Origin of the sequence: Pseudomonas sp. YuFO20 (assembly GCF_035064975.1) — a bacterium.
GTDB lineage: Bacteria > Pseudomonadota > Gammaproteobacteria > Pseudomonadales > Pseudomonadaceae > Aquipseudomonas > Aquipseudomonas putida_AE.
In genome coordinates this window covers 86715-100033 of the sequence record NZ_JAXDEO010000011.1, presented here as the reverse complement: position 1 = coordinate 100033, position 13319 = coordinate 86715, and the positions used below count along the sequence as shown (strand labels likewise).

Here is a 13319-nt window from a genome sequence, read left to right as displayed (position 1 = left end):
ACCGCGATCCTGCGATGAAACCGACACTGTCCCTTGATTCAGGCAACCGTCTATTGATCTTGGGCCTTTGGCAAAAGTTCCAAATATTTATAGCTGCACAGAATCGACATTGTGCAACCCTGAAGCGAAAAAGAGTGTTAAATCCACGATACAGTTCGCTTGTCGCCGAACCGGTGGAAAAAACATCCGACGAAGCGTCGGCAGATTTCCGTCACAGTAGTTTCACAATGCCATATCGGCTCGGCTATTGTGCCGCTCCCCCCCTCTATATACTAGTGGGCTGTGCGGTTGCCGGGCATGCCTGTCCAGATGTCTGGCGCCTACCCCGACCCGGGTCGCTTTGAGCGGAATCCTGAAATGAGCCAACAGTTTCAACACGATGTCCTGGTAATTGGCAGCGGTGCTGCCGGCTTGAGCCTTGCGCTGACCTTGCCCGGTCACTTGCGCATTGCCGTATTGAGCAAAGGCGACCTCGCCAATGGCTCGACGTTCTGGGCCCAGGGAGGGGTCGCCGCCGTACTGGATGACACTGACACCGTCGAGTCGCACGTCGACGACACCCTCAACGCCGGTGGCGGGTTGTGTCACGAAGATGCCGTGCGTTTTACCGTCGAGCACAGCCGGGAAGCGATTCAATGGCTGATCGACCAGGGCGTGCCGTTCACCCGCGACGAACAGTCCGGCACGGAAGACGGTGGATTCGAGTTCCACCTGACCCGTGAAGGCGGTCACAGCCATCGGCGCATCATCCATGCCGCCGATGCCACCGGCGCCGCGATTTTCAGGACGCTGCTCACCCAGGCCCAGCAACGGCCCAACATCGAGTTGCTGGAACAGCGGGTCGCGGTCGACCTGATTACCGAAAAGCGCCTGGGCCTTGAGGGCGATCGCTGCCTGGGTGCCTATGTGCTCAATCGTGGCACCGGGGAAGTCGACACCTACGGCGCCCGTTTCGTGATCCTCGCCTCCGGCGGTGCCGCCAAGGTCTACCTCTATACCAGCAACCCCGATGGCGCCTGCGGTGATGGCATCGCCATGGCCTGGCGCTCGGGCTGCCGGGTGGCGAACCTGGAATTCAACCAGTTCCATCCCACCTGCCTGTATCACCCGCAAGCCAAGAGTTTCCTGATCACCGAAGCCCTGCGCGGAGAAGGTGCGCACCTGAAGCTGCCCAATGGCGAACGCTTCATGCAGCGCTTCGACCCCCGCGCAGAACTGGCGCCCCGGGACATCGTCGCCCGGGCCATCGACCATGAAATGAAGCGGCTCGGCGTCGACTGCGTCTATCTGGACATCAGCCACAAGTCCGAAGATTTCATCAAGACGCACTTCCCGACGGTGTACGAACGCTGCCTCGAATTTTCCATCGACATCACCAAACAGCCGATCCCGGTGGTACCGGCGGCACACTACACCTGCGGCGGCGTGATGGTCGACCAGCAAGGTCGCACAGACGTGCCAGGGCTGTACGCGATTGGCGAAACCAGCTTCACCGGCCTGCACGGCGCCAACCGCATGGCCAGCAACTCGTTGCTGGAGTGCTTTGTCTACGCGCGCTCGGCGGCGGCGGACATCCTGGAGCAATTGCCACAGATATCGGCCCCTGTCGCCCTCCCGGCTTGGGACGCCAGCCAGGTGACCGATTCCGATGAAGACGTGATCATTGCGCACAACTGGGACGAATTGCGCCGCTTCATGTGGGACTACGTCGGAATCGTGCGCACCAACAAGCGCCTGCAACGGGCCCAGCACCGGGTGCGCCTGTTGCTCGACGAAATCGACGAGTTCTACAGCAACTACAAGGTCAGCCGGGACTTGATCGAATTGCGCAACCTGGCCCAAGTGGCCGAGCTGATGATCCTGTCAGCCATGGAGCGCAAGGAGAGTCGCGGCCTGCACTACACCCTCGACTACCCGAACATGCTACCTGTCGCCATGGACACTATTCTGGTGCCGCCCACCTACGCCGAGTGAACTTGAGCCGCACCCGCAGGCGTCGGTGCAGATCCGCCGCCTGCGAGTCCCGGGGCACGCAGATTGTCCTGACCCGCCGCTCACCGCGCAGACGAAAGCGCAGCACCACGATCAACGGCAACGCCAGGCTGTCCGGGCGCAACTGCACCGGCTGCCACCCCTTCGCCTGACTCCACAGCTGCCAGCCATCGGCGTCACGACGCAAGCCGCGAAAAGCCTGTGGGTGGGTCAGTAGAATCTGGCGAGGCAACGCCCAGGCGCCGTGCAACAGACAGCACAAGGCACCGGGCAGACTGGCCCAGAGCGGTATGGCGAGCAGGAACAAGGAACCCAGCGCGAACGCCTGGGCCAAAAGGTACGCCGCCAGCAACTGCCGTGAGGCATGCCAGCGGCATTCGAACCCGTTACTTGGGCTGGACACGATCCAGGATCATGCGAACCATGCGCTGAAGTTCCGGATCTTCCGATTCGGCGCGCTCCATGAACCAGCCGAACATGTCCTGATCTTCGCATTCGAGCAGCCTGACGTAGCAGGCGCGATCCACTTCGTTGAGGTGCGGATAAACCTCTTTCACAAACGGCACCAGCAACACGTCAAGCTCAAGCATGCCGCGGCGGCTGTGCCAGTAGAGGCGATTCAGTTCAACATCTTCGACCATGGAGCGCTCCTCAAATAGGCCGCAAGTATACAGCCCCGCGCCCCATCGAACAGTCGGCTTTGGTCGGGCACGACGATCCTTTGTGAACTACCCATTTCAGGGGCAGCCCCTTATCATGTCTGCCAGACTCTTTACCCTGCGATGACCCATGGCCGATTCCGCTTTTTTCTGCACGTTGTCTCATGAAGGTGTCCTGGCGGTCCGCGGCGCGGACGCCGGCAAGTTCCTGCAAGGCCAACTGACCTGCAACCTCAATTACCTGAGCGACAACCGGGCCAGCCTCGGCGCGCGCTGCACGCAGAAAGGCCGGATGCAGTCGAGCTTTCGCATCCTGCTCGAAGGTGATGGCGTACTCCTGGCCATGGCCAGCGAGTTGCTCGAACCGCAATTGGCGGACCTGAAGAAGTACGCGGTGTTTTCCAAGTCCAAACTGACCGATGAAAGCGCTGCCTGGGTTCGCTTCGGCGTCGAGCAGGGCGATGAGGCATTGAAAAGCCTCGGCCTGGAACTGCCGGCAGAGACCGACAGCCTGGTGCGCCATGACGGTTTGATCGCCCTTCGCGTCTCGCCCGAACGCGCCGAACTCTGGGTTGCCGCCGATCAGGCCGATGGCATCAAGGGCAAGCTGTCCGCCCTGCTGCCTGAAGGTGAACTCAATCAATGGTTGCTGGGCCAGGTCCGTGCCGGTATCGGCCAGGTGATGCCAAGTACCCGCGAGCTGTTCATCCCGCAGATGCTCAATCTGCAAGCGGTCGGCGGCGTGAGCTTCAAGAAAGGCTGCTACACCGGCCAGGAAATCGTCGCGCGCATGCAGTACCTCGGCAAACTCAAGCGCCGCTTGTATCGCCTGCAACTGGATGCCGGCGAACTGCCGGAACCCGGCACCCAGCTGTTTGCCCCGAGTCACGGCAGCTCGATCGGTGAGGTGGTGCTGGCCGCCAATGCCGCCAATCAGATTGAACTGTTGGCCGTGTTGCAAGCCGAAGCTGCAGAAGGCGGCGACATTCACTTGGGCGCACTCGACGGCCCGGCCCTGAAGTTGCTCGACCTGCCGTATGAACTGGACCGCGATAGCGAAATCCAGCGTTAACCGCGGTATTTTTTGCAACACCTAGAGAAGCGTAATGAGTGAGCTGGCGGAAAAGGTCCAACAGGATTTGGTTGAGGCCATCGATAACGATGACCTGGTTCTGCCAACGTTACCGGAAGTGGCCTTGCAGATTCGCAGGGCCGCTGAAGACCCGGAAATCAGTATCGGTAGCCTGAGCAAAGTGATTGGCCGCGATGCCGCGCTGTCGGCGCGCCTGATCAAAGTGGTCAACAGCCCACTGCTGCGCGCGGCGCAGGAAGTCACCGATCTGCACACGGCGATCACACGCCTGGGCATCAATTACAGCAGCAACCTGGCCATCGGTCTGGTCATGGAACAGATTTTCCATGCCCGCTCTGCGGTGGTTGAACAGAAAATGCGCGATGTCTGGCGCAAAAGCCTGGAAATCGCCGGCGTCAGCTATGCGCTGTGCCGCAACTACACCCAGCTCAAGCCCGATCAGGCGGCCCTTGGCGGGCTGGTGCACCAGATCGGGGTCTTGCCGATCCTGACATACGCCGAAGAGCACTATGAACTGCTGGCCGATCCGGTCAGCCTCAACCATGTGATCGACCGCATTCATCCGTTGCTCGGCGATAAACTGCTGCGGGTCTGGGAGTTTCCGGAAAAATTGGTGCAGGTGCCGCAGCTCTATCTCGACTTCAAGCGACAGTCCGCGCGAGTCGATTATGTCGACCTGGTCCAGGTGGCCAGCCTGTACTGCCACAAAGGCACCGACCACCCGATTTCGCGCATCGACCCCTTCGGTGTACCGGCCTTCGTCAAGCTGGGGATCGATCCGGACAACAAGGCGATGTGTGCTGACCTGGAAGACACCCGCTTGATGTTTTATTGATTGAAGACCGCGTCGCGCCCATCGCCAGCAGGCTGGCTCCCACAGGGATTTATGTAACGCCACAGATCCTTGTGGGAGCCAGCCTGCTGGCGATATGGCCAGAACAGGCACATCACTCCCCTGCATTAAAACTCACCCGCACTTTCAACCCCGCCTTCTCCCCATCATGCAGGCTGATCTGCGCCAGGTGCGCCCGACAAATTTCGCCAACAATCGCCAACCCCAACCCTGACCCCGCCACCTGCTGATTGCGCCGGTAGAACCGTTCAAACACCCGATCCCGCTCATCAAGGGGAATCCCCGGCCCATCATCCTCGACCTCCAGCACCGCCGGGGCTGACACCCGCAAGATCACGTTGCCGCCCGCAGGCGTATGGGCCAGGGCGTTATCCACCAGGTTGCTCAACAGTTCGTTGAGCAGCGTCGGTTCGCCCCGCAACCACACCGGTTCGTCCGCTTCCAGCGCCAGGGCCACGCCGCGCTTGTGGGCCAGCGGCGCCATGGCCATGCCCAGCTCACGGGCCAACTGACTGAGGTCGAGCAATTGCGCGCCGCCCTCGGCAATCGCCCTGGCACCGTTTTCCACCCGGGCCAGCGAGAGCAGTTGATTGGCCAGGTGGGTCAGGCGATCCGTGCCCTGGGCGGCGGTTTCCAGCGTACTGCGCCAGGTTTGCGGTTCGCTCGAGCGCAAGCCCAATTCCAGCCGGGCCTTGAGTGCCGCCAACGGCGTGCGCAGTTCGTGGGCGGCATCGGCGATGAATTGCGCCTGTTTCTCGAACTGCCCGCGCAGACGCTCGGTGAAATGATTGAGTGCGCGCACCAGTGGCCATAGTTCGCGCTGCACTTCGACCAGGGGCAACGGCCGCAGGTCATCGGGCTGACGTTCCTCCACCGCGGTGCGCAAACGCTCCAGCGGACGCAGCGCCGCACTGACCGCAAACCACACGATCATCAGGGCCCCGATCGCCAGCATGCCCAGGCGCAGCAAAGTATCGCCGGCCAGACTGCGGGCCATGCTGACGCGGGCCTCGTCGGTCTCCGCCACGCGGATTTCCGCCATGCCGTTCATGTTCGGCTCGCTGACCGCCTTGAGCAGGCTGACCACGCGCACGTTCTGCCCCTGGTAAGTCGCATTGTAAAAACGCGCCAGCGCCGGGTAGTCGTCGGTGCGGGGAGTGCCGGGTGGCGGTGGTGGCAGGTTTTCGTAGCCGGAAATCAGCTTCTGGTTGATGTCGTTGACCAGGTAGAAAATCCGCCCCGCACTGTCGTAGGCGAACGTGTCGAGGGCCACATAAGGCACGTCCAGGCTGAGGCTGCCATCGCGCTCGGACAGGCCGGCGGCGATGGTCCGCGCCGAGGCCAGCAAGGTCCGGTCATAGGCCGTGTCGGCCGCTTCGCGCCCGTTCCAGTAAGCGCTCAAGCCACTGGCCAGCATCAATACCACCAGCAACAGCGCCAGGTTCCACAGCAACCGCCAACGCAGGCTGCTGGCCTTATGCATCACGACTTTCCAGCAGATAACCGAGACCGCGGAACGTGACGATGGCTACCGGGTGGCCGTCGAGTTTCTTGCGCAAGCGATGTACGTAGATTTCGATGGCGTCGGGACTGGCCTCCTCGTCCAGGCCGAAGACCTGCGAGGCCAGTTGTTCCTTGCTCATCACCCGGCCGGGACGGGCGATCAGGGCTTCGAGTACCGCCTGCTCGCGGGAGGTCAGGGTCAGCAATTCTTCACCGAGGGTAAAGCGCCGGGTCTCCAGGTCGTAGGCCAGCACACCACAGCGCTGCAGGCGTTCGCCACCCAGCACGCTGCGGCGCAGCAAGGCCTTGACCCGGGCTTCGAGTTCGGTGAGCTCGAAAGGCTTGGCCAGGTAATCGTCGGCGCCCAGGTTCAGGCCATGGACCCGATCCTTGACGTCGCTGCGGGCGGTGAGCATCAACACCGGAAGGTTCTTGCCGCGGGCACGCAGGCGCGCCAGCACCTCGAAACCATCCATGCGCGGCAGGCCTACGTCGAGAATCGCCATGGCGTATTCCTCGCTACCCAGCGCCAGGTCGGCCGCGACACCGTCGTGCAGCACATCCACGGTCAAGCCGGTGCTCTTGAGCGCCTGGGCGACGCTTTCGGCGAGCTGCAGATGGTCTTCGACGAGCAGGACACGCATGGATCATTACCTCGTTCAGGGATGGTCGACGCCATTGTTTGGCGCGGAGTTTACAGCGGCATTCACCTCTGTGAAGCCCGAAAAACCTTGAAACCCCGATGAAAGGTTAGCGAAAGGTTCGACCGTTAGAGTCGACCCACGGATGGTTTCGATCGCAGCCATCGATCCTGCTTTGAAATGTAGCTCCCGAAAAACGCCTCGATGCGTTTTCGCCAATAAGAACAATAACGAGGTACTTCGCCATGCTGTCCACCCAGCGCCAGATTTGCCCGCCCCGCCCCTTTTCCCGCTCCCCATCGTTTACGCTTGCCGGCGCCGTCATCGGCTGCGCGAAGCGAAACCGCCGCATCTGAAACATCCCCAAAAACAACAACTCCCGTGGAGACAATAATGAATCGATCACTGCGCCGTTTCGCCCTCGCCGCCAGCGTCATGCTGTTTGCCGGCCAACTGATGGCCGAGCCCAAGCGCCCGGAATGCATCGCCCCGGCCTCCCCCGGCGGCGGTTTCGACCTGACCTGCAAACTGGCGCAGAGCGCACTGGTCAACGAAAAGCTGCTGACCAAGCCGATGCGCGTGACCTACATGCCCGGCGGTGTCGGCGCGGTGGCCTACAACGCAGTGGTCGCCCAGCGCCCGGCGGATGCCGGCACGCTGGTGGCCTGGTCCAGCGGTTCGCTGCTGAACCTGGCCCAGGGCAAGTTCGGTCGTTTCGATGAAACCAACGTACGCTGGCTGGCCGCCGTCGGCACCAGCTACGGCGCCATCGCGGTGAAAAGCGATTCGCCCTACAAGAACCTCGACGATCTGGTGCAGGCGCTGAAGAAAGATCCGAGCAAAGTGGTGATCGGTTCCGGCGGCACCGTCGGCAGCCAGGACTGGATGCAGACCGCCCTGATCGCCAAGGCCGCCGGGATCAACCCGCGTGACCTGCGTTACGTCGCCCTCGAAGGCGGCGGTGAAATCGCCACCGCCCTGCTCGGCGGCCACATCCAGGTCGGCAGCACCGACATCTCCGACTCCATGCCGCACATCCAGAGCGGCGACATGCGCCTGCTGGCAGTGTTCTCCGACAAGCGCCTGGACGAGCCGGAAATGAAAGACATTCCGACCGCCCGCGAGCAAGGCTACGACATCGTCTGGCCAGTGGTGCGCGGTTTCTACCTCGGGCCAAAAGTCAGCGATGAAGACTACGTCTGGTGGAAAGATTCCTTCGACAAACTGCTGGCCTCGCCCGAGTTCGCCAAGCTGCGCGATCAGCGTGAACTGTTCCCGTTCGCCATGACCGGCCAGGAGCTGGACACCTACGTGAAGAAGCAGGTAGCGGACTACAAAGTGCTGGCCAAAGAGTTCGGCCTGATCCAGTGATCGTCTCTGTCTAGCGGCTGCGGCTCCGTCTGGCGGAGCCGCGGCACAGGAGTTCCCCATGCTCTTACAACGCATTTTTGCTTCGGTGCTGTTGCTGGCCTGTGTCGGCCTGGCGCTGATGGCCTGGCCGTATCAAGCGGCTTTTTCCTACGAACCGGTGGGGCCTCGGGCCTTTCCGCTGTTGATGCTGGGCCTGATGGGCTCGGCGCTGTTGTACATGGTGTTCCGTCCGGCACCGATCAAGCACAGTGATGACGAGCCGCCGCTGGATCGCGAAACCCTGACCAAGATCGGTATCTGTGTGGTGCTGTTGCTGGTGTTCGCCGGCACTTTCGAACCCCTGGGGTTCATCGTCGCCAGCATCCTGATCGGCGTGCCCATGGCCCGTCTGTACGGCGGTCGCTGGGTGCCAAGCAGCGTGATCATCAGTCTGATGGCCGTCGGCCTCTACCTGCTGTTCGACAAGTTGATGGACGTGCCGCTGCCCCTGGGCGTGCTCGACGTTCTGGAGAACTGATATGGATACTCTTGGCTATTTGGGTCAGGGCTTCGGCGTCGCGCTGAGCCCGTACAACCTGGTGACCGCCTTGTGCGGCACCCTGATCGGCACCGTGGTCGGCCTGTTGCCGGGCCTGGGGCCGATCAACGGCGTGGCGCTGCTGATCCCCATCGCATTCGCCCTCGGCCTGCCACCTGAATCGGCGCTGATCCTGCTGGCGGCGGTGTACCTGGGTTGCGAATATGGCGGGCGGATCAGCTCGATCCTGCTGAACATTCCGGGCGAAGCCTCCACCGTGATGACCACCCTCGACGGCTACCCGATGGCCCGCAAAGGCCTGGCCGGTGTGGCGTTGTCGCTGTCGGCGTGGAGCTCGTTCATCGGTGCCTTCATCGCCACCTGCGGCATGGTGCTGTTCGCCCCGCTGCTGGCGAAATGGGCGATCGCCTTCGGCCCCGCGGAATACTTCGTGCTGATGGTGTTCGCGATTGTCTGCCTTGGCGGCATGGCTGGTGATCGACCGTTGAAAACCTTCATCGCGGCGCTGATCGGCCTCTTCCTGTCGACGGTCGGCATCGACGCCAACAGCGGCGTGTACCGCTTCACCGGGGACAACATCCACCTGACCGACGGCATCCAGTTCGTCGTGCTGGTGCTGGGCCTGTTCTCCATCAGCGAGATCCTCCTGCTGCTGGAGAAAACCCACCACGGCCAGGAAGCGGTGAAAGCCACCGGGCGCATGATGTTCAACTTCAAGGAAGCGGCATCGGTGTTCGTGGTGAACATCCGTTGCGGCGTGCTGGGTTTCATCATGGGCGTGTTGCCCGGTGCCGGTGCAACCCTGGCCAGCGCCGTGGCCTACATGACCGAAAAACGCATGGCGGGCGCCAAGGGCACCTTCGGCCAGGGCGACATGCGCGGCCTCGCGGCCCCGGAAACCGCCATCGGCGGCGCGGCCTGCGGTGCGCTGGTGCCGATGCTGACCCTCGGTGTTCCGGGCTCGGGTACCACGGCGGTGATGATCGGTGCCCTGTCGCTGTACAACATCACTCCGGGGCCGTTGCTGTTCCAACAGCAACCGGACATCGTCTGGGGCCTGATCGCGTCGTTGTTCATCGCCAACGTGATGCTGGTGATCCTCAACATCCCGATGATCCGCATCTTCACCCGTATCCTCGCCGTGCCGAACTGGGCGCTGGTGCCAGTGATCGCGATCATTACCGGGATCGGCGTCTACGCGGTGCACGCCACCACCTTCGACCTGTTCCTGATGATCGGCATCGGCATCTTCGGTTACATCCTGCGCAAGCTGGACTTCCCGCTGTCGCCAGTCTTGCTGGGGTTCATCCTCGGCGGCCTGATGGAACAGAACCTGCGCCGCGCCCTGTCGATTTCCAACGGTGCGCTGGACATCCTCTGGTCGAGCCCGATCACGTTCGGTTGCTGGGTCCTGACGGCGATCATGCTGTTGATGCCGATCATCCGCATCTGGCGCAAACGCGCGACCGCGCAACGCGTTATCGCCGATGTCTGATAGGTCTCCCTTCAAACTCTGGTGGGGAACCCCGCTGGTCGGCCTGCTGGGCGGTTTCCTCGCCAGCCAGGTCGGCTGGCCTTTGCCGTGGATGGTCGGCTCGTTGCTGGCGATCATCCTCGTGCGCTGCCTGACACCCTGGCAACTGGCGGAAATCCCTGGCGGGCGCAAGTGTGGTCAGTGGATCGTCGGCATCGGCATCGGCCTGCACTTTACCCCGGTGGTGATGGAGCAGGTACTGAGTCATTTCGGCCTGATCTTCTTCGGCGCCCTGGTCACCAGCCTGTCGGCGGTGGTCGGGGTGTGGTTGATGCGCCGTACCGGCGAAGATCGCGCCACGGCATTTTTTTCCAGCATGCCCGGCGGCTCCGGGGAGATGGTCAACCTCGGTGCGCGCAATGGCGCAGTGCTCAGTCGAGTGGCTGCCGGGCAAAGCCTGCGGGTGCTGGTGGTGGTGCTGTGTGTACCGGCGGCGTTCAAATATCTGTTGGGCGACGGTGCGCCGATTTCCCACGCGGGCAGCATCGATTGGTACTGGCTGGCGTTGTTGTTTCCGGCGGGGGCGCTGGCGGCCTGGATCTGGGAGCGCCTGCGCCAACCCAATCCCTGGTTGTTCGGCCCCTTGCTGGTGAGCGCAGCGGTGAGCATCGGTTGGGACCTGCACATCGGCTTGCCCAACGGCGGCAGCCAGATCGGCCAATGGCTGATCGGCAGCGGCCTTGGCTGTCACTTCAACCGGCAGTTTTTCCGGCGTGCGCCATCGTTCATGGGGCGGACATTGATCGGTACGGTGCTGACCATGCTGATCGCCACGGCGGCGGCGCTGGGCTTGAGTGCGCTGACCCACCTGGATTTGCGTTCACTGACATTGGGCATGATGCCCGGCGGGATCGCCGAGATGAGCCTGACGGCGGAAACCCTGCAACTGTCGGTGCCGCTGGTGACGGCGATGCAGGTGATGCGGTTGTTGTTTGTGTTGTTTCTGGCGGAGCCGTTGTTCAAGTACTGGAACCGCAATCCAGAGTAAAGACCGCGTTGAATTCATCGCCAGCAGGCTGGCTCCCACCTTGATTGTGTGAACACTGAAGATCCAGTGTGGGAGCCAGCCTGCTGGCGATGCTTTTTTCAAATCGGCGGCAACCGCCACTCGATCGGCGTCTCGCCATTCTGTTCCAGGAACTTGTTGGTCCGGCTGAAGTGCCCGCACCCGAGAAAGCCACGATAGGCCGACAGCGGTGACGGGTGCACCGAGGTCAGCACCAGGTGCTTGGTGGCATCGATCAGCTTCTGTTTGCTCTGGGCATGGGCGCCCCACAGCATGAACACCAGGTGCGGTTGCTGCTGGCTGACCACTTCAATGATCCGGTCGGTGAAAAACTGCCAGCCCTTGTCCTTGTGCGCATTGGCGTTGGCACGCTCCACGGTCATGGTGGTATTGAGCATCAACACGCCCTGCTCGGCCCAGCTTTGCAGGTAGCCGTGGCTGGGGATGTCGATGTTCAGGTCGCGCTTCAACTCTTTATAGATATTGACCAGCGACGGCGGCGCCGGCACGCCCGGTTGCACCGAGAAGCACAGGCCGTGGGCCTGGCCCGGGCCGTGATAGGGGTCCTGGCCGAGAATGACCACCTTGACCTTGTCCAGCGGCGTGGAATTGAGCGCGTTGAAGATCATCGGGCCCGGCGGATAGATTTCCTTGCCCGCCGCCCGCTCGTCCTGGAGGAATTGTCGCAACTCTGCCATGTAGGGCTGGTCGAATTCGGCACGCAGTGCCTCCTTCCAGCTCGGTTCGAGTTTGATACGGTCGTCAGCAGTCATGGTTACATCCGGCAAAAACAATGGGGCGAACCCTAGGAAAGCCCATCACGCTTGTCAATTGATCTGACGCAGATCCGGCACTTTCCCACACAGCGATCATACTTACCCCTCAAATTCCCCAGCGAGGTCACCGATGAATCTGCACTTCGAAGAACTCACCGGCACTGACGGCGCCCGTATCGGCATTGCCACCCTGGATGCCGAGCAATCGTTGAACGCCCTGTCCCTGCCGATGATCAACGCCCTGCGCGACAGGTTGGACGCCTGGGCCAAGGAACCGCAAATCGTTTGCGTCCTACTGCGCGGCAAAGGCATCAAGGCCTTCTGCGCCGGCGGTGAAGTGCGCAGTCTGGTCGAGGCCTGTCGTGCCCATCCGGGTGAAGTGCCGCCCCTGGCCGCCAACTTCTTCGCCGCGGAGTATCGGCTGGACTTCAGCCTGCATACCTATCCAAAACCGCTGATCTGCTGGGGGCACGGTTATGTGCTCGGCGGCGGCATGGGGCTCTTGCAGGGGGCGAGCATCCGGATTGTCACGCCGAGCAGCCGGCTGGCCATGCCGGAGATCACCATCGGCCTGTACCCGGACGTCGGCGCCAGTTGGTTCCTGTCACGCTTGCCCGGCAAGCTCGGATTGTTTCTCGGCTTGACCGGTGCCCACATGAACGGTCGCGATGCGATCGATCTGGACCTGGCTGATCGTTTCCTGCTCGATGAGCAGCAGCCACAGCTGATCGAAGGCCTGCTGCAGTTGAACTGGCAGGAACAGACGCCGATGCAGCTCAACAGCCTGCTCAAGGCCTTGCAGCAGGAGGCGGTTGCGCAGATGCCCGAAGCCCAGTGGCTGCCACGCCGCCAGCAGATCGATGAACTGCTGGATGTCAGTGATGTGCGTTGCGCCTGGAAGGCCATCAGCACGCTGCGCGATCACGCCGACCCGCTGCTCAACCGCGCCGCGCGCAACCTGATCGAAGGCTCGCCGCTGACCGCGCATCTGGTCTGGGAACAGATCAAACGCGCCCGCCACCTGTCGCTGGCGCAAGTCTTCGAGATGGAATACACCCTGAGCCTCAACTGCTGTCGCCATCCCGAATTCAGCGAAGGCGTGCGCGCGCGGTTGCTCGACAAGGACCAGAAACCCCACTGGCACTGGCCGGACGTCAACAACGTGCCGGATGCGGTGGTGGAGGCGCATTTCCACAAGGTCTGGGAAGGCCGTCATCCACTGGCGGATCTGTCGGATTACTGAACCAAATGTGGGAGCGGGCTTGCTCGCGAAGGCGGAGTATCAGTCGACATTACCGTTGTCTGACACTCCCTCTTCGCGAGCAAGCCCGCTCCCACAGGTGTTGCGTTAAT

At 62.2% G+C, this 13319-nt stretch carries 13 protein-coding genes; 8 read left to right on the top strand and 5 right to left on the bottom strand.

Annotated elements, in window-relative coordinates; all coding sequences use genetic code 11:
* The first annotated feature begins 357 nt into the window (after window positions 1-357).
* Window positions 358-1974, top strand: a complete 1617-nt coding sequence (gene nadB, locus SOP85_RS08560; protein ID WP_323626689.1) for an L-aspartate oxidase — start codon at window positions 358-360, stop codon at window positions 1972-1974.
* On the opposite strand, the gene SOP85_RS08555 is transcribed toward nadB, so the two are convergent.
* Both SOP85_RS08555 and SOP85_RS08550 read right to left on the bottom strand, forming a co-directional pair.
* A complete protein-coding gene (locus SOP85_RS08555; RefSeq protein ID WP_274073515.1) occupies window positions 1943-2395 on the bottom strand; it encodes a protein YgfX in 453 nt (150 codons plus the stop codon). The two genes, nadB and SOP85_RS08555, sit on opposite strands and share 32 nt — an antisense overlap.
* Window positions 2379-2633: an FAD assembly factor SdhE gene (locus tag SOP85_RS08550; protein ID WP_007898624.1), complete on the bottom strand. Its 255-nt coding sequence runs from the start codon at window positions 2631-2633 to the stop codon at window positions 2379-2381. Before SOP85_RS08550 ends, SOP85_RS08555 begins: the two co-directional genes overlap by 17 nt.
* 148 nt (window positions 2634-2781) lie before the next feature.
* On the opposite strand from SOP85_RS08550, the gene ygfZ reads away from it, so the two are divergent.
* Both ygfZ and SOP85_RS08540 read left to right on the top strand, forming a co-directional pair.
* Window positions 2782-3723, top strand: a complete 942-nt coding sequence (ygfZ, locus tag SOP85_RS08545; protein ID WP_323626688.1) for a CAF17-like 4Fe-4S cluster assembly/insertion protein YgfZ — start codon at window positions 2782-2784, stop codon at window positions 3721-3723.
* 34 nt (window positions 3724-3757) lie between these two features.
* Window positions 3758-4579 (top strand): HDOD domain-containing protein, encoded by an 822-nt coding sequence (locus SOP85_RS08540; RefSeq protein WP_323626687.1) that lies wholly within the window; start codon window positions 3758-3760, stop codon window positions 4577-4579.
* A 112-nt stretch (window positions 4580-4691) separates the two neighbouring features.
* On the opposite strand, the gene SOP85_RS08535 is transcribed toward SOP85_RS08540, so the two are convergent.
* A complete protein-coding gene (locus tag SOP85_RS08535) occupies window positions 4692-6080 on the bottom strand; it encodes a sensor histidine kinase (RefSeq protein WP_323626686.1) in 1389 nt (462 codons plus the stop codon).
* Window positions 6073-6744 carry a response regulator gene (locus tag SOP85_RS08530; protein ID WP_008055965.1) on the bottom strand — a complete coding sequence of 224 codons (672 nt, stop codon included), beginning with the start codon at window positions 6742-6744 and terminating at the stop codon, window positions 6073-6075. The genes SOP85_RS08535 and SOP85_RS08530 overlap by 8 nt, the downstream gene beginning before the upstream one ends.
* 390 nt (window positions 6745-7134) lie before the next feature.
* Here SOP85_RS08530 and SOP85_RS08525 point away from each other — a divergent pair, with 390 nt between their 5' ends.
* Genes SOP85_RS08525 through SOP85_RS08510 form a run of 4 tightly spaced genes read left to right on the top strand, consistent with a single transcriptional unit; the run spans window position 7135 to window position 11172 of the window.
* Window positions 7135-8112: a Bug family tripartite tricarboxylate transporter substrate binding protein gene (locus tag SOP85_RS08525; protein ID WP_323626685.1), complete on the top strand. Its 978-nt coding sequence runs from the start codon at window positions 7135-7137 to the stop codon at window positions 8110-8112.
* A gap of 58 nt (window positions 8113-8170) precedes the next feature.
* Complete coding sequence (locus SOP85_RS08520) at window positions 8171-8629, top strand: tripartite tricarboxylate transporter TctB family protein (protein WP_274073510.1); 459 nt, start codon at window positions 8171-8173, stop codon at window positions 8627-8629.
* A gap of 1 nt (window position 8630) precedes the next feature.
* Window positions 8631-10145, top strand: coding sequence for a tripartite tricarboxylate transporter permease (locus SOP85_RS08515; protein ID WP_323626684.1), 1515 nt, complete (start codon window positions 8631-8633; stop codon window positions 10143-10145).
* Window positions 10138-11172 carry an AbrB family transcriptional regulator gene (locus SOP85_RS08510; RefSeq protein WP_274073508.1) on the top strand — a complete coding sequence of 345 codons (1035 nt, stop codon included), beginning with the start codon at window positions 10138-10140 and terminating at the stop codon, window positions 11170-11172. The genes SOP85_RS08515 and SOP85_RS08510 overlap by 8 nt, the downstream gene beginning before the upstream one ends.
* Before the next feature lie 98 nt (window positions 11173-11270).
* On the opposite strand, the gene ung is transcribed toward SOP85_RS08510, so the two are convergent.
* Window positions 11271-11963 (bottom strand): uracil-DNA glycosylase, encoded by a 693-nt coding sequence (gene ung / locus SOP85_RS08505; protein WP_323606735.1) that lies wholly within the window; start codon window positions 11961-11963, stop codon window positions 11271-11273.
* 133 nt (window positions 11964-12096) lie between these two features.
* Between ung and SOP85_RS08500 the strand changes: the two genes are divergently transcribed.
* Window positions 12097-13209 carry an enoyl-CoA hydratase/isomerase family protein gene (locus SOP85_RS08500; protein ID WP_323626683.1) on the top strand — a complete coding sequence of 371 codons (1113 nt, stop codon included), beginning with the start codon at window positions 12097-12099 and terminating at the stop codon, window positions 13207-13209.
* Window positions 13210-13319: the final 110 nt, after the last annotated feature.

Coding starts and splice junctions, on each gene's coding strand:
- SOP85_RS08525 (WP_323626685.1), top strand. CDS start 7,135: ATGAATCGATCACTGCGCCGTTTCGCCCTCGCCGCCAGCGTCATGCTG.
- SOP85_RS08530 (WP_008055965.1), bottom strand. CDS start 6,744: ATGCGTGTCCTGCTCGTCGAAGACCATCTGCAGCTCGCCGAAAGCGTC.
- SOP85_RS08550 (WP_007898624.1), bottom strand. CDS start 2,633: ATGGTCGAAGATGTTGAACTGAATCGCCTCTACTGGCACAGCCGCCGC.
- SOP85_RS08500 (WP_323626683.1), top strand. CDS start 12,097: ATGAATCTGCACTTCGAAGAACTCACCGGCACTGACGGCGCCCGTATC.
- ung (WP_323606735.1), bottom strand. CDS start 11,963: ATGACTGCTGACGACCGTATCAAACTCGAACCGAGCTGGAAGGAGGCA.
- SOP85_RS08520 (WP_274073510.1), top strand. CDS start 8,171: ATGCTCTTACAACGCATTTTTGCTTCGGTGCTGTTGCTGGCCTGTGTC.
- ygfZ (WP_323626688.1), top strand. CDS start 2,782: ATGGCCGATTCCGCTTTTTTCTGCACGTTGTCTCATGAAGGTGTCCTG.
- SOP85_RS08540 (WP_323626687.1), top strand. CDS start 3,758: ATGAGTGAGCTGGCGGAAAAGGTCCAACAGGATTTGGTTGAGGCCATC.
- SOP85_RS08510 (WP_274073508.1), top strand. CDS start 10,138: ATGTCTGATAGGTCTCCCTTCAAACTCTGGTGGGGAACCCCGCTGGTC.
- SOP85_RS08515 (WP_323626684.1), top strand. CDS start 8,631: ATGGATACTCTTGGCTATTTGGGTCAGGGCTTCGGCGTCGCGCTGAGC.
- SOP85_RS08535 (WP_323626686.1), bottom strand. CDS start 6,080: ATGCATAAGGCCAGCAGCCTGCGTTGGCGGTTGCTGTGGAACCTGGCG.
- nadB (WP_323626689.1), top strand. CDS start 358: ATGAGCCAACAGTTTCAACACGATGTCCTGGTAATTGGCAGCGGTGCT.